General features: G+C 47.4%; 23 protein-coding genes. 22 read left to right on the top strand and 1 reads right to left on the bottom strand.

What is annotated here, in order from left to right:
* Window positions 1–27: 27 nt before the first annotated feature.
* Entirely contained in the window at window positions 28–651 is a 624-nt protein-coding gene (locus EHO61_RS08510) for an LON peptidase substrate-binding domain-containing protein (protein WP_210415326.1), read from the bottom strand.
* A 57-nt stretch (window positions 652–708) separates the two neighbouring features.
* Here EHO61_RS08510 and rfaE1 point away from each other — a divergent pair, with 57 nt between their 5' ends.
* The 22 genes from rfaE1 to rplS all read left to right on the top strand — a co-directional run bounded on the left by rfaE1 (window position 709) and on the right by rplS (window position 20,904).
* Window positions 709–1,719: a D-glycero-beta-D-manno-heptose-7-phosphate kinase gene (rfaE1, locus tag EHO61_RS08505; RefSeq protein WP_135813202.1), complete on the top strand. Its 1,011-nt coding sequence runs from the start codon at window positions 709–711 to the stop codon at window positions 1,717–1,719.
* Entirely contained in the window at window positions 1,716–2,204 is a 489-nt protein-coding gene (gene rfaE2 / locus EHO61_RS08500; RefSeq protein WP_246032053.1) for a D-glycero-beta-D-manno-heptose 1-phosphate adenylyltransferase, read from the top strand. The genes rfaE1 and rfaE2 overlap by 4 nt, the downstream gene beginning before the upstream one ends.
* A gap of 112 nt (window positions 2,205–2,316) precedes the next feature.
* Window positions 2,317–3,936: a CTP synthase gene (locus EHO61_RS08495; protein WP_135813201.1), complete on the top strand. Its 1,620-nt coding sequence runs from the start codon at window positions 2,317–2,319 to the stop codon at window positions 3,934–3,936.
* Window positions 3,933–4,796 carry a 3-deoxy-8-phosphooctulonate synthase gene (gene kdsA, locus EHO61_RS08490; protein WP_135813200.1) on the top strand — a complete coding sequence of 288 codons (864 nt, stop codon included), beginning with the start codon at window positions 3,933–3,935 and terminating at the stop codon, window positions 4,794–4,796. The genes EHO61_RS08495 and kdsA overlap by 4 nt, the downstream gene beginning before the upstream one ends.
* Before the next feature lie 79 nt (window positions 4,797–4,875).
* Window positions 4,876–5,433: an LPS export ABC transporter periplasmic protein LptC gene (lptC, locus tag EHO61_RS08485; protein ID WP_135813267.1), complete on the top strand. Its 558-nt coding sequence runs from the start codon at window positions 4,876–4,878 to the stop codon at window positions 5,431–5,433.
* 7 nt (window positions 5,434–5,440) lie between these two features.
* Complete coding sequence (locus EHO61_RS08480; RefSeq protein WP_135813199.1) at window positions 5,441–6,778, top strand: hypothetical protein; 1,338 nt, start codon at window positions 5,441–5,443, stop codon at window positions 6,776–6,778.
* 7 nt (window positions 6,779–6,785) lie between these two features.
* Window positions 6,786–7,511: an LPS export ABC transporter ATP-binding protein gene (gene lptB, locus EHO61_RS08475; protein WP_135813198.1), complete on the top strand. Its 726-nt coding sequence runs from the start codon at window positions 6,786–6,788 to the stop codon at window positions 7,509–7,511.
* Complete coding sequence (rpoN, locus tag EHO61_RS08470) at window positions 7,508–8,938, top strand: RNA polymerase factor sigma-54 (RefSeq protein WP_135813197.1); 1,431 nt, start codon at window positions 7,508–7,510, stop codon at window positions 8,936–8,938. Before lptB ends, rpoN begins: the two co-directional genes overlap by 4 nt.
* A 5-nt stretch (window positions 8,939–8,943) precedes the next feature.
* Window positions 8,944–9,909, top strand: coding sequence for an HPr(Ser) kinase/phosphatase (gene hprK, locus EHO61_RS08465; protein ID WP_135768857.1), 966 nt, complete (start codon window positions 8,944–8,946; stop codon window positions 9,907–9,909).
* The gene (locus EHO61_RS08460) at window positions 9,881–10,147 is read left to right on the top strand and encodes an HPr family phosphocarrier protein (protein WP_135768856.1); all 267 of its coding nucleotides are present in this window, start codon (window positions 9,881–9,883) and stop codon (window positions 10,145–10,147) included. Before hprK ends, EHO61_RS08460 begins: the two co-directional genes overlap by 29 nt.
* The gene (locus tag EHO61_RS08455) at window positions 10,144–11,934 is read left to right on the top strand and encodes an LIC_11548 family sensor histidine kinase (RefSeq protein WP_135813196.1); all 1,791 of its coding nucleotides are present in this window, start codon (window positions 10,144–10,146) and stop codon (window positions 11,932–11,934) included. The genes EHO61_RS08460 and EHO61_RS08455 overlap by 4 nt, the downstream gene beginning before the upstream one ends.
* A gap of 6 nt (window positions 11,935–11,940) precedes the next feature.
* The gene (locus EHO61_RS08450; protein WP_135813195.1) at window positions 11,941–13,284 is read left to right on the top strand and encodes a sigma-54-dependent transcriptional regulator; all 1,344 of its coding nucleotides are present in this window, start codon (window positions 11,941–11,943) and stop codon (window positions 13,282–13,284) included.
* Entirely contained in the window at window positions 13,277–14,125 is an 849-nt protein-coding gene (locus EHO61_RS08445; RefSeq protein ID WP_135813194.1) for a hypothetical protein, read from the top strand. Before EHO61_RS08450 ends, EHO61_RS08445 begins: the two co-directional genes overlap by 8 nt.
* On the top strand, window positions 14,122–16,065 hold the full coding sequence (priA, locus tag EHO61_RS08440) for a replication restart helicase PriA (RefSeq protein ID WP_135813193.1): 1,944 nt from the start codon (window positions 14,122–14,124) through the stop codon (window positions 16,063–16,065). Before EHO61_RS08445 ends, priA begins: the two co-directional genes overlap by 4 nt.
* A complete protein-coding gene (fmt, locus tag EHO61_RS08435) occupies window positions 16,065–17,009 on the top strand; it encodes a methionyl-tRNA formyltransferase (RefSeq protein WP_135813192.1) in 945 nt (314 codons plus the stop codon). The genes priA and fmt overlap by 1 nt, the downstream gene beginning before the upstream one ends.
* Entirely contained in the window at window positions 17,006–18,007 is a 1,002-nt protein-coding gene (locus tag EHO61_RS08430; RefSeq protein ID WP_135813191.1) for a PASTA domain-containing protein, read from the top strand. The genes fmt and EHO61_RS08430 overlap by 4 nt, the downstream gene beginning before the upstream one ends.
* Complete coding sequence (gene rpe / locus EHO61_RS08425; RefSeq protein ID WP_135813190.1) at window positions 18,004–18,657, top strand: ribulose-phosphate 3-epimerase; 654 nt, start codon at window positions 18,004–18,006, stop codon at window positions 18,655–18,657. Before EHO61_RS08430 ends, rpe begins: the two co-directional genes overlap by 4 nt.
* Before the next feature lie 141 nt (window positions 18,658–18,798).
* Window positions 18,799–19,065, top strand: coding sequence for a 30S ribosomal protein S16 (gene rpsP, locus EHO61_RS08420; RefSeq protein ID WP_135813189.1), 267 nt, complete (start codon window positions 18,799–18,801; stop codon window positions 19,063–19,065).
* Entirely contained in the window at window positions 19,065–19,295 is a 231-nt protein-coding gene (locus EHO61_RS08415; protein ID WP_135813188.1) for a KH domain-containing protein, read from the top strand. The genes rpsP and EHO61_RS08415 overlap by 1 nt, the downstream gene beginning before the upstream one ends.
* Complete coding sequence (gene rimM, locus EHO61_RS08410) at window positions 19,288–19,815, top strand: ribosome maturation factor RimM (RefSeq protein WP_135813187.1); 528 nt, start codon at window positions 19,288–19,290, stop codon at window positions 19,813–19,815. Before EHO61_RS08415 ends, rimM begins: the two co-directional genes overlap by 8 nt.
* Window positions 19,805–20,473, top strand: a complete 669-nt coding sequence (trmD, locus tag EHO61_RS08405) for a tRNA (guanosine(37)-N1)-methyltransferase TrmD (protein WP_135813186.1) — start codon at window positions 19,805–19,807, stop codon at window positions 20,471–20,473. The genes rimM and trmD overlap by 11 nt, the downstream gene beginning before the upstream one ends.
* Complete coding sequence (gene rplS / locus EHO61_RS08400) at window positions 20,470–20,904, top strand: 50S ribosomal protein L19 (RefSeq protein WP_135813185.1); 435 nt, start codon at window positions 20,470–20,472, stop codon at window positions 20,902–20,904. Before trmD ends, rplS begins: the two co-directional genes overlap by 4 nt.

Genomic DNA, 20,904 nt, shown 5'->3' with positions numbered 1-20,904 from the left:
AGGTCCGGAAACGAGAAATTGGGAATCTCATTCTCCCAGATTCATTTCCTCGACGATCCAAAGTAGGACCTTGGCTTTTTCCACAGGATCTGAGTTGGACAAAATCTCCTGTTTTTTATCAAAATCGAAGTTTAATATGGAAGAGATGAAATCCACCGGAAAAGGATGTCCCCAGAGATCGTTCATTCTAAGAATGAGTTCCTCCTGAGCCCCCTCCGAGAGCAGGATCCTTTTGGTCAGCGAAAGGATTCGGTCGAATAAATCCCGAAAGATCTCATTTTCGGTACGGGAGCGTTCCGGAGGGATTTTTTCCACGATCCCGATCCGAAACGGATCCAAAGTCTCGTATCCGCTGAGCCTTGCGATTCCCTTTCCCTCCAATAAGATATTCGAACGACCGTCGGGAAGGGGATCCTTTCTAACGATGGTTCCCCAACCGAATACGGTCTCGATTTCGGGATGAGGATCGTTGTTTTTCAAGGACTCCATCCGAATCGGAGCGACCGCCATCTCTTCTCCCGACTCGGAACAATAATCGAGCATCATCCTGTATCTAGGTTCGAAGATGTGCAAAGGCAAAAAAGTTCCCGGAAAAAGAATGATGCCCGGCAATGGAAAGATCGGGATTGTAGTTGTTGACACCGAAAGAATATCCTAACCATTTGAAGGGAAAACGCAAACGAATTTGCGAAAAAGCCCGGTCCAAAATTGTACTCGATAGAAAAGAATCTTTACCTTACCGCCGCAAATCGTCTTTCCGGGACGAAAATCATCGTTATCGGAGACCTCATTTTAGACGAATATCTCTTCGGCGAAGTGAATCGTATCTCTCCGGAGGCTCCGGTTCCCGTAGTCTGGATCCGGAAGGAAAAAAGAACCTTGGGAGGGGCGGGGAACGTCATCAAAAACTTGTCCCGTTTCGGGGTCACATCCGTCGTTTTGGGAAGATCCGGAAACGACGAAACCGCAAACACTCTAAAGGAATTGTTGACACAAGAGAAGACCCACGCGGAAGGAAATAAAATACTTCTTTCGGAAAACGTACCGACCATCTTGAAAACCAGGGTGATCGCGGGTCACCAACAGGTGTGCCGGATCGATCGGGAAGAAACGCATTCCCTGACTAGCGTGGAGGAAGCGGAATTGTTCCGCGCTTTCTCCGAAAGGATAGACCAGGCGGATGCGGTAGTGCTCTCGGATTATGATAAGGGAACCCTCACTCCGAAATTGATCTGGGATATTATCTCCCTCTCCGTTTCGAAAAAAAAGATCGTTACCGTGGATCCTCAAGTTTCCCATTTTTTCCACTACGAAAAGGCCAGTATTCTGACTCCGAACCATCACGAAGCCGGTAAGGCCCTGGGGAGAAAACTGGAAACGAATGAAGAGGTAGAAACTGCGGCAAAGGAAATCGCAGTCCGACTCGGTTCGCCTTCTATGATGATTACGAGAGGGGAAAAAGGAATGAGTCTGTATTTGGCGGCAGAAGACAAGACCTATCATATTCCCACGGTTGCCAAGCAAGTATTCGACGTTACCGGAGCGGGAGACACGGTTATTTCCGCGTATACCGCATTTCGAGCCGCAGGTTTAACGGAACTGGAATCGGCTTTGGTTTCCAACGTGGCGGCAGGAGTCGTCGTAGGAAAACTAGGTGCGGAAACTGTTTCCCTTTCCGAATTGCAGGAAGCTCTGGAAAAAAGAGGAATCCTCGCTTGAGTCTTTTGGAAACATGCCTGGAAAAGATCGTTCCGTTTTCGGAAGCCTCCGCACATGCGAACCGAATCCGAACCTCGGGAAGGATCGTCTTTACCAACGGGGTCTTCGATTTGATTCATAAGGGGCACCTGACCTATTTGGCGCAAGCCGCCGAACTGGGAGATTTCCTCTGGGTAGGATTGAATTCGAACGAGTCCGTTCGCAGACTTAAAGGCCCGGAGAGACCGATAAACTCGGAAGAAGACCGGGCTCTTTTACTCTCCTGTCTTTCCTTCGTACATACGATCACCGTGTTTTCCGAAGAAACCCCTCTCAATTTAATTTCCCAAATCCGTCCGAATATCCATACCAAAGGAGGAGATTACGATCCGGAAACTCTTCCGGAAGCGCCTTTGGTGAAAAATCTAGGCGGGGAGGTTCGAATCCTTCCTTTTGTTCTCGGATTTTCCAGTACGGATCTTATCCGGAGAATCCGAGGGGCGTAAATCGCCCGGAAGAGAAATTCGAGTCTTCCGATTTCCGGGAAAATTCCGCGAAATTCGGAGTTGGTTTTTCCAGAACCGGGAAAAACCCTGTTCCCCAAGGAAGGAGAGGGAATTGTCCAAGACCAAATTTATTTTCGTCACCGGAGGAGTGTGTTCCTCTTTAGGAAAGGGGGTTTCCGCCGCCGCTTTAGGATGCCTTCTCGAAAGTAGGGGGTATTCGGTTTCTCTCCAAAAAATGGATCCCTACATCAACATAGACCCGGGAACGATGAGCCCGTACCAACACGGAGAGGTCTACGTAACCGAAGACGGAGCCGAAACGGACCTGGATCTGGGTTATTACGAGCGTTTTACCAAATCTAAGTTTACTCGTAAGAATTCCGTTTCTACGGGCCAAATCTATAATACCGTGATCCAGAGGGAGCGCAAAGGAGATTACCTCGGAAGGACGGTGCAGGTAGTACCTCATATCACGAACGAAATCAGGAACCGAATCTATACCCTAGCGAGGGAAAACGCGACCGATTTCGTGATCGTAGAAATCGGCGGAACGGTGGGGGATATCGAATCCATTCCTTTTTTGGAAGCCATACGCCAGATGCGCTACGAACACGGTCCGGCGCACGTACTATTCATCCACGTTACCTTAGTTCCTACCATTACCGTCGCCGGAGAAGCGAAGACGAAGCCCACGCAGCATTCCGTAAAGGAATTACTCGCTTTGGGAATCCAACCGGACATCCTGATATGCAGGGTCAATCAGCCGATGGGAAAAGAGATGAAAGGGAAAATCTCCCTCTTCTGTAACGTTAAGGAAGAGAACGTGATCTCGGCCTCGGATATCAGCACTTCCATCTATGAAATTCCTAAAATGTACAAGGAAGAAAAGCTGGACCAGGTAGTGCTAAAAACTTTGGGAATGGAACTGGGGCGTTCCAATTTTGCAGAGTGGGAAAAGATCATAAAAAGCATCCAAACCGTGAAATATACGGTTCAAATCGCGGTAGTCGGAAAATATATATCGTTACACGACGCATATCGATCCGTGTACGAAAGTCTTTCCCACGGAGGGATAGCCAACGAGGCGAATGTGGAGTTCGTGAAAGTGGATCCCGAGAAAGTGGACAAAGCGAACGTAAAGGATCTCTTAAAGGGAGTGCAGGGTATTTTGGTTCCTGGAGGCTTCGGAGATCGCGGTATAGAAGGTAAAATTCTAGCCATCCAATATGCCAGGACCAAGGGCATTCCCTTTTTCGGAATATGCCTGGGAATGCAGTGCGCCGTGATCGAATTCGGAAGAAACGTTTTAGGATTAAAAGAGGCCAACTCCACGGAATTCCGACCGGATTCCCCGGATCCGGTGATCTCACTCATCGAAGAGCAGATGGACATAGACCAAATGGGCGGAACCATGCGTTTGGGTTCTTATCCTTGTAGGATTCGTAAAAATACTCTGGCTTTTACGGAATACAAGCAGGAGCTGATTTACGAACGGCATAGACACAGATTCGAATTTACGAATCGTTACCGGGAAGCATTCGAAGAAAAGGGGTTGGTTTTTTCCGGAATTTCTCCCGATGAAAACCTGATCGAAATCGTGGAAATCCCGGATCATCCTTGGTTCATAGGAGTCCAATTCCATCCGGAATTTACGGGCAAGCCTACGAAACCCCATCCCTTATTCGCCGGATTCATCCGCGCAGCGGTCAAACTAACTAGGAAGGCGTCATGAGCGATCGAACTGCCACTAGCCGGGACTTTTTGGACGGCACCAAAATCGGAGGAGATCATCCTTTTTTTCTCATCGCGGGTCCTTGCGTAATGGAAAACCGCGACCTCTTGGACAGAGTCTGTGGAGAGATGGTCGAAATTTGTTCCGAACTGGGAATTCCTTACGTTTTTAAAAGCAGTTTCGATAAAGCGAACCGTTCTTCGGTCAATTCCTATAGAGGTCCCGGCCTTGCCGAGGGTATCAAACATCTGGAATTCATTAAAGGAAAATATAATGTTCCAGTGTTGACGGATATTCACGAGACCTCGCATATCTCTCCTCTGAAGGATATATTGGATGTCTACCAAATCCCCGCCTTTCTCTGCAGACAAACGGATTTGATTTCCGAATCCGCTAAGACGGGCAAATGGGTCAACGTTAAGAAAGGACAATTTCTTTCTCCGCAAGATTGCAGGCACATCAAAACGAAAATACAGGAATCCGGATCGGAAAAATATATGGTCACCGAGAGAGGAACCACTTTCGGATATGGAAATCTGGTCTTCGACGGGAGGACCGTGCCCATTCTGCACCAATACGATATACCCGTGATCTTCGACGCTACCCATTCCGCACAATTACCCGGAGCCGCCGGAAACAGTACGGGAGGGCAGAGAGAATTCATTCCCAGTATCGTCAGAAGCGCCGTCGCGTTAGGAATCGAAGGACTATTCATGGAAGTCCATCCGGATCCGGAAAAGGCTTTGTCCGACGCCACGACCCAATACCCGATCTCCCAAATCAAATCCCTGCTGAAAGAACTGATCGGTTTGGATCGGTACGTAAAAAGGGAAATCCTGAATTCAAACGAATCTAACTAGAATAAAATTCGGTATTGCCGTGAAACTCCGTTTGCCCTTCTTAAAAAATCTCGATGCGGAGACGGTGCAAAAATACCGGATGTACGCCGGAATCGTTCTCGGAATCGCTTCAATCGTAACCTTCTTTTTGGTGGCCGGAAAGAAGGAAGCGAAATACACCAGGGTAGAAAACGAGAAGGAATCCGGTGCTACGGTATCGTTCAAAAACTTCGAAAGAGATCAATACGATCAGAGCGGCATTCTGAATTGGAAACTACGTGCGGATGAATCCTACGTTTTTGTCGGGGAAGGAAAAACCGTATTGTACGAAATAGACTTCGATCAGTTCGAGGAAGGCAAATTCAAATCGAAACTGACCGGAGACAAAGGGGAAATCAATCATTCCACGAAACTGATGGTATTAAACGGTAATATCCGGCTGGTTACGAACGAGGGGAGAACCTTACTGGCAAAATCCCTGGAGTACAACACCGAAACCAAAAAACTATCCTCGGACGAAGAAGTGGTCGTGGAAGCGGACGGAACCAGGATCCGCGGGATAGGATTGAGAGCCGACAAGGATCTGAACAAGTTTACCATCCTCCACCCGACCGCCATTACCCAAGGCGGCACCAATCCTCTTTCCACGGCCCAATGATACGATCATGGTAAAACGGGCCCTTCCTTTTTTCTGTTTTTCTTTTTTATTATTTACGAACGTTCTATCCTCTCATGTTCGGCCGCCTCTGCTTTTTTCCCCGGATTCCTTGGAAAGAAAACCCATTTTAGGAATCGGGGAACCCGATCCCGCTAGAAAAGAAAGTTTCCCCACGTATTGGGGAGGAAGTTCCCTAACGCAGGAGGACAAACAGATCCAGGGAGCTAAGGTGACTTTTTTTACTCTGGAAGGAGGCGCATGGATCCAGCACAAAAAGGTGAAATTATCCGCCTCCAAAATCGAGGTGTTGGGCAAAGACGCATATAAAGCTTTTTTAAAGAACGGCGTGGAAGTCGACGATCAGGAGAACGGAACCACCCTAAGAGCCGGATCCGGAGATTACGATAAATACGCCGAAACCGTCGTAATCAAGGAAAGGCCTAGAATGTTTTTCAAGGATAAAAGCGGTAAAACCACGGTAATTTCCGCCCAATTGATCGAAAGACAACTCAGTGCCAAGATCACGAAATTGACCGGCGGGGTCGTCATTTCCCATCCCGATGTCACCATCCTCTGCAAAGAGGCATTGTTTCAGGAATCGGAAAATCTGATCACGACGGATCCGAATCCATTTCTAGTTTCCAAAGATCGATATTTGACCGGGGAAAAACTTTCCTTCTACACGAACGACAACAGGATTCTCTTGGAGCAGAATACGGTACTCTTTCAGACCTCGTATGAAAAACGACAATCCGAAAACGAGGAGGAAATCACCGAAAAGGTGATCACTATTCTGAAAGGAGATCGTTTGGAGAGTTCCTCCGACGAAAAAGGGGAAAGGATCGTCACTCTAAAAGGAAATTCCACCGTGCTCAGAAAGCACCTCAAGATCACTGCCGATATTCTACAGTCCGTAGGTTCGGATTCGCACACGATACGGGGAAAAAATAATATCAAAATCGAAGATCGGGAAAATCGCCTGATATTGTACGGCCATGTCCTGGATTATTTCCGAAAAGAGGAATACATGCATATTACCGACGACGGTAAAATGGAATTTCTGGACTCCAAAACGGGAGCGGTAACAACCACGATGACCGCCCAGGAATTCGAACGTTTTTTAGACAAAGGAGAGACGGTCATACGAGGGAACGTTCTCATTAAAGCGAAAGGTTCCCAAGCGATGGGAGAATATGCTACGTATGTGGAGGAAGAGGAAATCATTTATTTGGAGGGAAATCCGAGAATGGATCGAGCCGGTAAGATTTTACGGGCGGGAAAAATCCTCTTTTATCCTAGGGAAGGGCGGGCGATTCTGACCGAAGGGGTCCATCTAGGAAATTAGGAGACAAATGGGTACGACGATCCGTTGCCAAAACCTCGTAAAGATCTACAATAAACGGAAGGTCGTGGACGGGGTCACCTTCGATATCCAAAAAGGAGAAGTGGTCGGTCTTTTAGGACCGAACGGCGCGGGGAAAACCACGTCTTTTTATATGTCCGTAGGTTTCGTCCAACCCGACTCTGGACAAGTATTCATAGATAATCAGGACGTTACCGAGTTTCCAATGCATACGCGAGCCAAACTAGGAGTAGGGTATCTCGCGCAGGAAGCTTCCATCTTTCGAAAACTCACGGTCGCGGAAAACCTAGAGGCCATCTTGGAGACTCTAGATATATCCAGAAGTGAAATCATCCAAAGAAGAGACGAATTGCTTTTAGAACTGCAAATTATGCGGGTCGCCAATCAAAAAGGCTATACTCTTTCAGGAGGCGAACGGAGAAGATGCGAAATTGCCAGGGCATTGGTTACAAAACCCGATTTTATCCTTCTTGACGAACCTTTTGCAGGGGTAGATCCTATAGCGGTTAAGGACATCCAGACCGTTATCAATAGTCTGAAGGAAAAAGGTCTAGGAATCCTGATAACGGACCACAACGTGAGAGAAACTTTAAAGATCACCGATCGAGCTTATATCATGCACAGCGGTAAGATTCTCATCGCAGGGACTCCCAAAGAATTAGTGAACGATAAAGAAGCAAAGCGAATGTATTTAGGCGAGGATTTTAAACTGTGAATTTAAACCACCAGCTCGTCCAAAAGCAGACCCAAAAACTGGTCATGACTCAGGACCTGCGCCAGTCCATAGAGCTATTGCCTCTCTCCACGGTGGAGCTTGCGGACAGAATCAGCGCCGAGTTGGTGGAAAATCCGATGCTTGAAGAGGAGGCTTCTTCCGAAAGAAGCAAAAATCCGGAACTCTATTCCTCCGACGATCTTAGAAGAAAAGAAAAAAACGATTTTATAAAGAACTCCGACGTAGGCTGGCAGGATTCCTTTACTCTGGATAGACCCCAGGCTCGCGGATCCGATGCTTCGGATCGGAACCAGAAATACATTGAGTCTTCCCCGAACGCACAATCCTTGTCGGAGCATCTTCTCTGGCAGCTCAGGATTTCTCCTTTAAAGGAAAAGGAAATGGAAATCGCGGAGATTCTGATCTCCATGTTGGACGACCGAGGCTTCATTCCGAAAACGGAACAGGAATTATCCACGGAAATAAACGTACCGGTAAAGACGATCCAAAAGGTGTTAGGGCAGATCCACCAATTGGATCCGTTGGGAATCGGTGCGAGGAATATCCAACAAACCCTGCTCGTCCAATCCAAAATCCTGAGACCGAACGACGAAAAACTACACGACCTGATCGAAAATCATTTGAAAGATCTGGAAAAATTGGATTACAAAGGAATCTCCAAGAAAATGGGGATTTCCATCGAAAACGTGGAGGCGATGGCGGCCGAGATCAAAAAGCTCGAACCTTTTCCCGCGACTTTGTACAATCCCAAAAAACCGGATTATATCTTACCCGATGTTATCGTTCGGGAAATAGGAGGGGAGTTTAATATTCTGTTAAACGACGAATGGCTTCCCAAATTGAAGATAAACAAGGAATATAAAGGTTTTTTAAAAAAAGGCGCCAAAGATTCGGACAAGGAATATATCTCCTCCAAACTGAATTCCGCCGAATGGCTGATTCGATCGGTCAATCAAAGAAGACAGACATTGTACAGGGTCGTCTCCGCCATTATAGAACTCCAAACCGAGTTCTTTAGAAAAGGGGTCCGGCATCTTAGACCTTTAACCCTGAAGGATATCGCCGAGCGCTTGGAGCTCCATGAGTCCACCGTTTCCAGGATCACTTCCAACAAATATATTCAGACGTCTTGGGGAATCCTAGAACTGAAATGGTTTTTTTCCTCGGGTTTGAAATCGAAAAGTTCCGAAGGGGGGATGGAATCTTCGAAAACTATCCATGACATGATCCGCAATCTTGTGAAGGAAGAAGATCCCGAAAATCCCCTCTCCGATCAGGAGATCGTGGAATTGATCGAAAAGAAAGGGATCGAAATAGCGAGACGGACCGTCGCGAAGTACAGAAAGATTCTAAAGATCCTCCCGTCCAACCAGAGAAAAAAAGTGAAATCCCTGGAGGCAAGATAGCGGCAATGTCTGTGCCCGGAATCAACGTATCGAACATTCTAAAAGATCACCCGGAATTAGGATTGAAGTTGATCGCCGGAGAAACCGGCTTGCAAAATCGGATCCACAGTTCGGAAATCAATCGACCGGGTCTTTCCTTAACCGGATTTTATGAGAGTTTTGCCCACGATCGGATCCAAATTTTCGGAAAGGGAGAATGGGCGTATCTGATTTCGAGAGAGGGTGACGGACTCAATCAGATCGCTTCGGAATTTTTCCATTTTCATCTGAATTGCATCATTTTTACCCATGGAAATTCCGCACCGCCCATATTCGTGGAATATTGCAACAGGCTGAATATTCCCCTCTTGGTCTCGGATGTATCCACGCATAAATTCATCACTCTGATTTCTCAGATATTGGATCGCAGCCTCGCCCCCAGAACCATGAGGCATGGAGTGTTGATAGAGGTCTTCGGTATCGGCATTCTGTTGTCGGGGAAAAGCGGAGTCGGAAAAAGCGAAACCGCCCTAGAACTCATCGAAAGGGGACACCGACTGGTCGCCGACGATATGGTAGAAATCAGACGGCTTTCCGAAAGTTATCTGATAGGGACCTGCTCCGACCTTCTCCGTCACCACATGGAAATCCGCGGACTAGGTATATTAAATATCAAAGATATATTCGGAATAGGTTCCGTCCGCGACCATAAATTGATCGAGCTCATCATCCACTTAGAAGAATGGTCCGACGAAAAGGAATTCGACCGTACGGGTCTGGAAAATAGAACCGAAGAGGTTTTGGGCGTGCTGATCCCTCTCATCAGATTGCCGGTCCGTCCGGGACGGAATATTCCGATCATCGTGGAAACGGCGGCAATGAATCAGAGGTTAAAGAAGCTGGGCAAAAACGCCGCGGCCGAATTCAGTCAGAAATTGAATATTTATTTGCAGCAAGGTAAAGTTGAGAGAAATCCACCTCAAAATCAATGAAAATAGCACGGGTATGCACGCCCGGCCGGCCTCCGTCTTCGTAAACTGCGCGTCCAAGTTTCCTTGCGAAGTTTTAGTTTCCAAGGAAGGAGTGGAAGTAAACGGAAAAAGTATTATGGGTTTGATGATGCTCGCGTTGGCCCCGGGACAGGAATTTTCGATCCGGGCGACCGGCGAAAAAGAATCCGAAGCCATCGATGCATTGTCTAGGCTGGTTACGGACGATTTTGCCGTATGAGCCTCTTTCCGGTTCGAAACGAAGAGAACCGATATTATCTAAGAGATTTTTTTATCCTCTTCGGTGTGGTCGCCGTCGCAGTCCTCGCAGCGGAAATTCTGCATTTCCCCAGGGCGGAAGACGCGAGCATAGTGGATCGAATCCTGGTCTACGTTTATTATACGATTCCGCTATTTACTCTAGCCATTGCGATCTCCTATTTTTACAGGAACAAAAGAAATCTGGAAACGGGCAGACTCAAAAGTTCCATCCGTTATCGTCTCTCCTTAGCCTTCCTATTCGTGGCAATGCTCCCTTCGATCCCGATTTTTTTCCTCTCTTCAAACGTGACAGGAAGGTTGTTCGAGGGATTTTACGGCTTGGATATAGGACAAGCCTTGGACGCCGGGGATTATTTCGTCGGTAAGGAGCTACGCCAGGAAAAGCAGGACCTGAAAATCAAAGCGCGACTTTTCCAGAACCTGATCAAGAAAGAAAATACGAACGTCAATTCCTTGGTACGAAGAGCGTACGAGCTAAATCTGATTTCGGATCCAGAATATTACGTAGGCTGGTATGAAAAAGGGACCCCCGTTCTCGAAACCCGTTCTCTGAAAGTTCCGCCCGACGGATCCGGATTCCTCGCGGTGGAAGGGGAAACGATCGAGGAAAATCTTTCCGTTCATCCTTCCCAATCCTATTATTTCCTGAAAATTCCTTCTCCGGATCGCGCCAAATACCTCCTGCTCGGAAAAAGGATTTTCGTCGGAGAAGAAGAGAAAGCCTATTCTCTTTTAAACACGAGAAAGAATTATCATAAGGCCGACCTGGCAAAAGAAAGGCTTCCTTATGAATTACGAGTCACGATCAGCCTGATGATCATCATAGTATTTCTCCTTTCCATAATATTCTCCCTTATCTTCGCCAGAAAAATATCCCGACCCATCATAGACTTGGCCAATGCGACGCAAAAGGTTTCCCTAGGAGATACGGATATCAATCTTCCTCTGACCGAAGGAGGGGAGATCGGTGCTTTGGTAGAATCTTTCAATCAAATGGTGAAAGACTTAAAGTCCAAGAATCGCGAATTGATGCATATACAACGCGTGGCTGCGTGGAAGGAAGTCGCCCAGAGAATGGCGCACGAAATCAAGAATCCTCTTACGCCGATCCAGTTGTCGGCCGAACGTATTCGAAGAAAGTTGGATGCGAGCGTGCCGATTCCTTTCCAAGAGATCGTCGCCAAAGGAACGGAAACGATCGTAGGACAGGTCAAGATCCTCGAACATCTGGTAAACGAATTCTCGGAATTCGCGAGAATGCCTGCGCCTAGATTGATCAATCAGCATCTGGAACCGATCGTTTTGGAAAGCGTCAAATTGTACGAACATACCCCCGGAATCCAGATCGAACTCCAACTGTCCAAAAATCTCCCCGAGATTTTTTTGGATAAAAAACTTTTTTTAGGAATCATGAATAATCTCTTTAAAAACGCCGTGGAAGCGATCGAAAGGAAAAAGGCGAAAGGGGAGTTGTCCGGAATCGGAAAGATACGAGTTTCCACGAAATTGGAAAGAAGGATCATGAGAAAATCCGTGGTTTTAATGATAGAGGATAACGGAACAGGAATTCCGAACGAGTACAGATCGAAAGTTTTCGAGCCGTATTATTCCACTAAAGAGGAACATACCTCCGGTATCGGTCTCGCCATCGTACAGAAAACTGTGATTGACCATAGCGGCCATATTTCGGTAGATTCTTCCGAATTGGGAGGCTGCAAATTTCGGATAGAGCTACCGGTGGCCTGACAGTTTATGAAGATATTCATCGTTGACGACGAACCGGAAATCAGAAAGTCCCTCAAGGATATCCTGGAGGACGAAAATTACGAGGTGGAACATTTTGCCAACGGAAGGTCCTTTCTAAAACAACTGAAGACGGAAAGACCCGGCTTGGTGCTTTTGGATGTCTGGCTGGGTAAGGAAGACGGGCTCGTTCTTTTGGACGAATGCAAGAAGATCTATCCGACGCTGCCCGTATTGATGATTTCCGGACACGGGACCATAGAGTTGGCCGTCCAAGCCACCAAAAAAGGCGCCGTGGATTTTTTAGAAAAGCCTCTATCCATCGAAAAAGTTCTGGAAGCTGTAGAAAGCGTGCTCGTCCGCCAGGAAAGAACGGAACTGCCCGAAATCAAATTGGAATACGACGAGATTCTGGGAAATTCCTTGGCTATCCAGAAAGTAAAGTTCGCGATCGCTCAAGCGGCTGCGACGAATGCGAGAGTTTTCATATACGGGGAGAACGGCACGGGCAAGGAATTGGTCGCGAGAACCATCTTCAAAAATTCCAAGAGAAAGGACCAACCCTTCGTCGAGATCAATTGCGCCGCAATTCCAGAGGAATTGATAGAATCCGAATTGTTCGGATACGCAAAAGGCGCGTTTACCGGAGCCATGGAATCTAGGATCGGAAAATTCGAAGCCGCAAACGGCGGAACCCTGTTTTTGGACGAGATCTGCGACATGTCCTTGTCCACCCAAGCTAAAGTTCTCCGAATTCTACAAGAACAGAGATTCGAAAAATTAGGAAGTACGGAAACGGTTTCCGTGGACGTGCGAATCATCGCTGCAACGAATATTCCCGTGGAAGAGGCGATCCGGGACGGAAAGTTCCGCGAAGATCTCTATTATCGTTTGAACGTGATTCCGATCGTCATTCCGCCGTTACGGGATAGAAAACCGGATATCCCTCTCCTTGTGGACCATTACGTAGGTCTCACTTTGGCGGAAAACAACCTTCCCCCCAAAAAAATCGAAAAGGAGGCGCTCTCCCTGCTGGAAAACCATTTTTGGCCCGGAAATATCCGCGAATTGAAAAACGTGATCGAAAGACTTTGCATATTGACGGTAGGCGATTCCATACGGGCACAGGACGTAAAGGATTCTCTGACCGGTTTTTTGAAGGCCAACGATCTTGTGGAAAAAGGGGATTTTAAGCGGGCCAAAGAGGAATTCGAAAGACAATATATTATAAAAACATTACAGATGAACGAAGGGAACGTATCCAAGACTTCCAAGGCTTTAGGGATCGAAAGGTCTCACTTGTATCGTAAGATAAAATCCCTCGGAATCCAGACGGAAAACGTCCATGATTAAATCCGAAGGCGCTCTCGCCGAACTTAAAGGGATTTTGCAGGATCTCAGGTTCCTGATCCAAAAGCGGGAAATTCCCATACGTAGGAAACAAGGAGAGCCCGATCCCGAAACCATGGAATTATCATGGAAGGAAGATTGGAATTCCATTACCGGGCAGCCTGGAAATACTCTATCCACAACCGAAAGTCCGTCCCATACCAGGACTCCCCCCAAAAACATGGATAGAAATTTTTCCTGCAAATTGTGCCCGGAGAGACTCAGTGCAGTACGCCATTTCCTCGTAAAAGGAAGAAAAAAGGTTTTGGTGCTCCATTATACGGGAGAATTCCAGGCGGGAAAACCTTCGTACGCAAAAACATCCCCTCAGCAGATTTTCCGTTCTCCGGAAGCCGAAGAACTTTTCGATCGATTGGTCCGGAAGCAGTTCGGATTTTCGATGAGAGAATTTTACTACCAGGAATATCCCGCTTGTCTTTTCGCACCGGATAGATCCTCGGAATCGGATTGGAAGAGAAGGACGGAAAATTGCAAAGAACAAGCCAACGAAACGATCCGTCAGGAAGACATCCGCGGAATCATCCTCTTAGGCGCCGCGGCAACCTTGGCATTCGGAAAAGATCAAGCGGCGGTACTTCTCGGAAAGACGACGGAATTTTCTCCCGGGATTCCTATGGTGGTCCTACGTTCCCCGGAGGCGATTTTAGCCGCGGAAGAAAAACGTAAGAGGACTTCCTCAGACGATCCCGGTTTCCAGGAGGCGAAGAAGAAGGAAATCGAAGTAAAGGAAAGCGTACTTTCCCAATTGAATCTCTTTCATTCTCTTATCAAGGACAGAATTTGATTCGCTACGCCGAAATCGCTTTCGACCTACCCATCCTAGAAGATACCTTCACTTACGAAGTGGAACCGAATACACAGGTCGGAGTACGGGTTTTGGCCCAGCTCCGGGGCAGAAAAGAAGAAGGCATCGTAATCTCCACGCATTCCAACGAACCCAATTACTCCGTCTTATCCGTGGAAAAAGTTATCGATAAGATACCGATCATCACGGAAGACCAGATCCGATTGGCTTACTGGATGAAGGAACAGTATCTCTCTTCCCTAGGGCAATGCATCCATAAAATGATTCCGAAAGGTAGAAGACATTCGAAAGTCGCATTTTCCGAGGCGGAAGTCGAAGCGGAACCTCTCCCCTTAAACGAGGAGCAAGATAAGGCGTTTCGGGAGATCAAAAAAGATTTCGGAAAGGAGTCGGTCCATCTTCTGTTCGGAATCACAGGAAGTGGAAAAACGGAGGTCTATCTACATCTGATCCGGGACCTCTTAAAAGAAACTGACAAAGGAGCGCTTCTTCTCGTTCCCGAAATCGGATTAACGTACCATATTATCCGAAAATTGGAAGCGGTCTTTCCCGGCCAAGTCGCCTTATTACATTCCGCTCTAAAAGTCTCGGAAAGATTCAAAGCGTACACGGACCTGCTTCTAGGTCGGAAGAGGATAGCCGTTGGGACCAGGTCCGCAGTCTTTTCCCCCGTTCCAAAATTGGGGCTCGTCATCATAGACGAGGAGCATGACGGTTCGTTTAAGGAACATTCCAGTCCGAGATACCATGCCCGCCAAGTCGCTCTCCAGAGATGCAAAGAAAACGGCGGCGTACTAGTGCTCGGATCGGCGACGCCTGCGCTCGAAATCTACCATTTGGCGGTAAGCGGAAAAATCGGATTGCAGGTATTGAGCAAACGCCCTGGAAACGCGATCCCGCCCGTCGTACGGATCGTGGAAAACAAAAAGGAATCCCGTCTTCTCAGCTCGGACCTTACGTTCGGGATCAAACAGAGACTCGACAGAAAGGAACAAGTCATTCTATTATTAAACCGAAGAGGCTACAGTCCTTTATTGTATTCCGAAAGGGAAAAATCCTACGTCCCCTGTCCAAACTGCACTTCCCATCTTTGCTTCCACAAAAAAGGAACCGTGATCTGTCACCTTTGCGGTTTCAAAGATCTCTTGTCCAGATTGGAGGTCGAAAGGGGGGAAAAACTGATCCTACTAGGAACAGGTACGCAAAAATTGGAGGAACACCTTCTCGAATCCTTTCCGGGTTCCAGAATCGAGAGATTGGACCAGGATTCGATCCAAGATCGTTCGTTATTAACCGAAGTGATCGATCGACTCGTAAAGGGAGAAATAGACATCCTGACAGGCACCCAGATGATCTCTAAGGGATTGGACGCGGGAAGAGTAACTCTCGTAGGAGTTCTGAATGCGGGTATAGGTTTAGGCTTGCCCGATTTCAGAGCGGGTGAAAGGATTTTTTCCCTGATGACCCAAGTGGCGGGGAGGGCGGGTAGGGCGGAGCTAAGAGGGGAAGTTCTGATAGAAACGCATACTCCCGACCATCCCGTCCTGCAAATGGCAATCCATCAAGATTACGTAAAGTTTTACGAATCCGAGCTACCGATCAGAAAGGAATTATTCTATCCTCCGTTTTCCAGATTGGTCAGGGTTCTCGCGAGATCGACGGAAGAATCCGCGTCCGCCAAAACTATGGAAACGATTTCGGATCTGCTTAAAAAACACCTGCCGGAGCCGAATTCCTTCCTTCTCGGCCCCGCTCCCTGTCCTTTCTATAAAATAGATAAGAATTTTCGAAACCATATCCTGATCAAAACATCCTCTCCGGGAAAATGGAGAGAAATCTTAAGAAAAGAAATCCGCCCTTTAAAAGTTCCGAAAAACGTTTACTTGGAATTGGATTTTGATCCTGTGGACCTAGTCTGATGAAAATCGCTTTTTTCGGCACGCCGGAACATTCGGCCAAACTTTTTCAGTCCTTGCTCGAGACTCAGGGAATCGAGGTCCTATTCGCCGTAACGAACCCGGATCGACCTAAGGGTAGGAGTAAAACTCCCGTTTTTAGCCCCGTCAAACAAGCGGCCTTAGAGAAAGGTCTACCGGTATTTCAGTTCGAATCGATCAGAAAAGAAAAGGAAAAAGCTCTGGAGGAATTTGCCCGTTATCCCGCGGAGCTCTATCTGGTTTTCGCTTACGGTTCCATATTACCGAAAGAGATATTCGAATTCCCCAGATTCGGAACGATCAATTTGCACGGTTCCCTTCTTCCGGATTTGAGAGGGGCTTCTCCCGTTCAAACCGCGCTGTGGAAAGGCTACGACAAGACAGGAATCAGTATCCAATACATCGGAGAGAAAATGGATGAGGGGGACATTATCCAAGAAGCGGAAATTCCGATCTCCCTCCAGGACAATACGGGAACCTTGATGGATCGAATTACGGAATTGGGAACGGAGCATCTAGGGAAACTTCTTGCCGGCCCGAGAACGAACCCTTTTGTTTCCCGACCTCAGGATCCATCCTTAGCCACCTATTGCACGAAAATCAAGCCCGAAGATCGAATTTTGGATTTTAAAATTTCCGCAAGGGAAGTCCATGATAGAATCCGGGCTTTGGCTCCCGAACCGGGCGCGGTTTGTCGCTTCCGAGACAAGAGGTTCGTCCTCCACCAAACCAGATGGACGGGGGAAAGAGAAGACAGGGTGCTACCAGGGAAATTGAAACGAATGGACAGAAAAACCCTTCTTTTCCAGTGTGGAGATGGCCTGTTCCTGGAAATCCTTTCCCTCCAACCGGAAAATAAGAACCGTATGAGCGCCTCGGATTTCCTAAACGGTTTCCGCATCACAGAAGAGGACCGGTTCGAGTGACAAAGGAAGAATTCCGTTCCAAATACCTCCCCGTCGGGGGCTATTTACTATTCATCGCGTTCGGCTTAGTCGTTTTTTTTATCGCTGCCTTCTTGGTGGTCTTCGTACGGACCAAGAGTGCCACTCTCGTTGTGATGCCGGACGTAGTGGGAAAGCCTTACAACGAAGTCCACAACGAGCTGAGCAGACTTCAATTAAAAGTGCGCCTGGAATCCAAAAGATATCCGGATAAGACGGACGGAATCATCATCTACCAATCCATCCGCCCCGGCAGGGAGATCGAAGCGGGTTCCAAAGTTTCCTTAACCGTAAACATCGGATTGGACCGTTTGATTATGCCGGATCTCAAAGGGCAGACTCTAGCTTCCGCAAAAAACGCGATGGAAAAAGTTCTTTCCGGAGAAACTTACGTTTCCCTGCAACTCGGAGGAATCACCTACGTGGAAGCGAAAAACGGGGAATTGCCGGATACGGTCGTGGATCAAATTCCGGAAGCGGGAAAAAACACGACCGCGCGAGAGAAAGTGTTTTTATTAGTCACCAAGGCCCCTGGAAAGAAGAAAGAAGGGGATCCGCAAACCTTTGAATTCAAACCGGGGGACTCTTACGTGTTTGCACAAAGAGTTTTGGCTCGGAGCGGGATCCCTTCCAAAGCGGAAATTTTGGAAACCAAGTTCCGTCCTGCAAACGGGAAAATCGAATCCGTACAAAAAACAGGCTCCGAATACAGATTCAAGGTATTCTATTTTGAACCGGAAGATCGAATCGAAAGCGGGTATGAGAAATTCGAATATAAGATCTCCGATAACGGAATCTACAAATTGGTAGTGAAGGACCAGAAGGACACTTCCAAACAGTTGGAAATTTCCGCACCTACGCAGTACCAAGAGGGCGAAAAAATCCAAACCGTATTTTATCGGGCCGGCGACGTGACCCTGGTTTTGCTGGACCAGTCCGGCTCAAAAGTAAAATCAAAAGATTACGAGAACGAACTTTGAAGATATCCGCCTCCATTTTAGCCGCCCAATTAACTTCTCTTTCCTCCCAAATCCCTTCGTTTCAACAAGAAAGCATAGACCTGATCCACATGGATGTGATGGACGGAAATTTCGTTCCTCAGATCAGCTTCGGAGAAGCGATCACCAAGGAAGTCAAGGGAATGACCTCCATTCCTCTGGACGTTCACCTGATGGTGGAAAAACCGGAAAATCACGTAGCAAAATATTTCGAACTGAATCCTTACTGCATTACGTTTCATGCCGAAACCACCCGTTTTCCGATCCGACTCGCCCAGGAAATCAAAAAGAGCGGAACCAAAGTCGGAGTGTCACTGAATCCCGGGACCCCGGTACAGACCCTGGAAACCTTGCTACCTTACCTAGATTTGGTACTGATCATGACTGTGGAGCCCGGTTTTTACGGACAGAAATTCGTGGATGGAGGATTGGAAAAAATCCGCAAAGTAAAATCGCTGATTTCATCCTTCCCCATAGAGCTAGAAGTCGATGGTGGAGTGAACGATTCGAATATTCGCTCTCTCTCGGAAGCAGGCACGGACATTTGCGTAGTGGGAGCGGGCCTATTCAAAACCGGGAATCCCAACGAGAACGGCAAAAAACTCAAGAAAATCGCGGTAGGTGGAGCCTAGTCTCGGTTGAAAGAAAAATCCGGGACGTTTCTCCAGCACAAACCGGATATATTCTTGACATAAGAGTTCCGTTCTAAAAAATGGCTTATTGAGGCGGACCGGATTTCGGCTCGCTCCTATCCAAACGAAGGATTTTTTACTTTGGTTAAGATTAGACTACAAAGAACCGGAGCCAAAAACAACCCGCACTACCGGGTCGTGGCTGCAGACAGTCGTTCTCCGCGCGACGGAAAGTTCATCGATATTCTCGGACATTATCACCCAGCCGAAGTCAAGGAACAAACCACTTTAGACAAGGCAAAAGTTTTAGATTGGCTTAGAAAAGGCGCCCAACCCACCGGGACCGTTCTGAACCTCATTAAAAACGAGGGAATCTGGGCGGAATACAAACAAGCCGCTAAGAAATAATGGAAGAATTAGTCCGTTATATCGTTACTTCTCTAGTGGATCACCCGGAAGAGATTTCCGTAACGGAAATAGAAGGCGATGAACAAACCGTCCTCGAATTACGGGTTTCTCCCAAAGACGTGGGAAAAGTGATCGGTAAAAACGGAAGAATCGCAAAATCTCTCCGTGCGATCCTTACGGCAGCCTCAGTGAAGGCCGGCAAAAATATCTCGCTAGAAATTATTGACTAACGACTGGATTCTTGTCGGAAAGTTGGGCAAGCCTTTCGGACTGAAAGGCTTGGTCCGGCTGGTAGCCCAGGACAGTTCGGTTCCTTCTCTCCAACTCCCTCTTTCAGTCAAACTCAAGTTCCGAGGAAAACCGGATTTGGACCTGGTTTTACTCGAAGCAAAGATTCATTCCGGTAAAATCCATCTCCTATTCCAGGGATATTCCAGCCCCGAAGATGCAGCGAAATTGACGGGAGGAGATGTGTTCGTCGACCCCAGTCATTTTCCGCCGAGCAAAGAAGGAGAATTCTACCTTTTTGAGCTGAAAGGATTGCAGGGAATCCGAGAAAATGGAGAAGATTTGGGTTGGACTCTCGTAGATATTATGGAAAACCCTGCCCATCCTATATTGGTATTTCAACCTCAAGAATCGGATCGTGAAGAAATTCTCGTTCCATTTCTGGAAATCTACGTAGGGGAAATTCGGTTGTCGGACAAAAGGATCGTACTTAGGAATCCGGAGGTTTGGAATGAAGTTTAATTTCATCACTCTATTCCCTTCCAAGATTCAGTCCTATTTTGCGGAAGGCCTTCAGGAAAAAGCGATCCGAGCCGGGATTTTTTCCGTTCATACCGTCCACTTACGGGATTACTCCAATAACAAGCATTTCAAGGTGGATGACACTCCTTACGGGGGAGGGCCGGGAATGCTATTAAAGGTGGAACCGGTGCACTTGGCATTGCAATCCTTGGGAGAGCAAAAAGGATTGGTGATTGTCCCGACTCCCTCTGGAATTCCTTTCACACAAGAGGTCGCAGTTCGCTTGGCCAAACGAAAAGGTCCGATCACTCTGATCTCCGGATATTACGAAGGTATCGATCATCGAGTTTCCGAACATCTTGTTGACATAGAGCTGTCCCTTGGAAATTATGTAATTTCAGCCGGAGATTTGGCCAGCCTTTGTATCGTGGACGCTGTGTCCAGGCTTTTGCCCGGATTCATGGGCGACCAAGAAAGCCTGGAAGACGAGTCGCATAACGATCAAAACGTATTGGAATACCCTCAATACACAAAACCCTCCGAATACAACGGATGGAAAGTTCCGGAAGTTTTGCTGAGTGGAAATCACGCCGCGATAGAATCCTGGCGCGAGAATAATAGAAAAAGAATCGACCCCGAGAAAACGAGGAATCTATGAAAGAACTTCTGAAAGGCGGATTGCCCACGGATCAAAATCGCACCCTGAATTTCAACGTCGGGGACACCGTTAAAGTACATTATAAAATCCAAGAATCGGGAAAAGAGCGCATCCAGGTATACGAAGGGGTAGTCATTTCCATCTCGAACGGCGGAAACGGAAAATCTTTCACGGTTCGTAGGATCTCCTACGATGTAGGCGTGGAAAGGGTTTTCCCACTGTACTCTCCCAGAATCGCGAAGATCGAATTGATTCGGAAAGGTCGAGTTCGTCGTTCTAAATTGTTCTTCCTGCGTGAACGCTCCGGTAAATCGGCTCGTATCCGCGAATTGAAAGGCGGTAAAATTCTGGTTGCAGAAGACAAAAAGCGCCAGGCTGCGGAAGAAGCTGCAGCAGCAGCGGCGGCTGCCGGAACTCCTGCTTCCGAATAA

The organism is Leptospira fluminis, assembly GCF_004771275.1.
Classification (GTDB): Bacteria; Spirochaetota; Leptospiria; order Leptospirales; family Leptospiraceae; genus Leptospira_B; species Leptospira_B fluminis.
The sequence above is the reverse complement of the archived record's forward strand: the minus strand, read 5'-3'. Positions and strand labels throughout refer to the sequence as shown.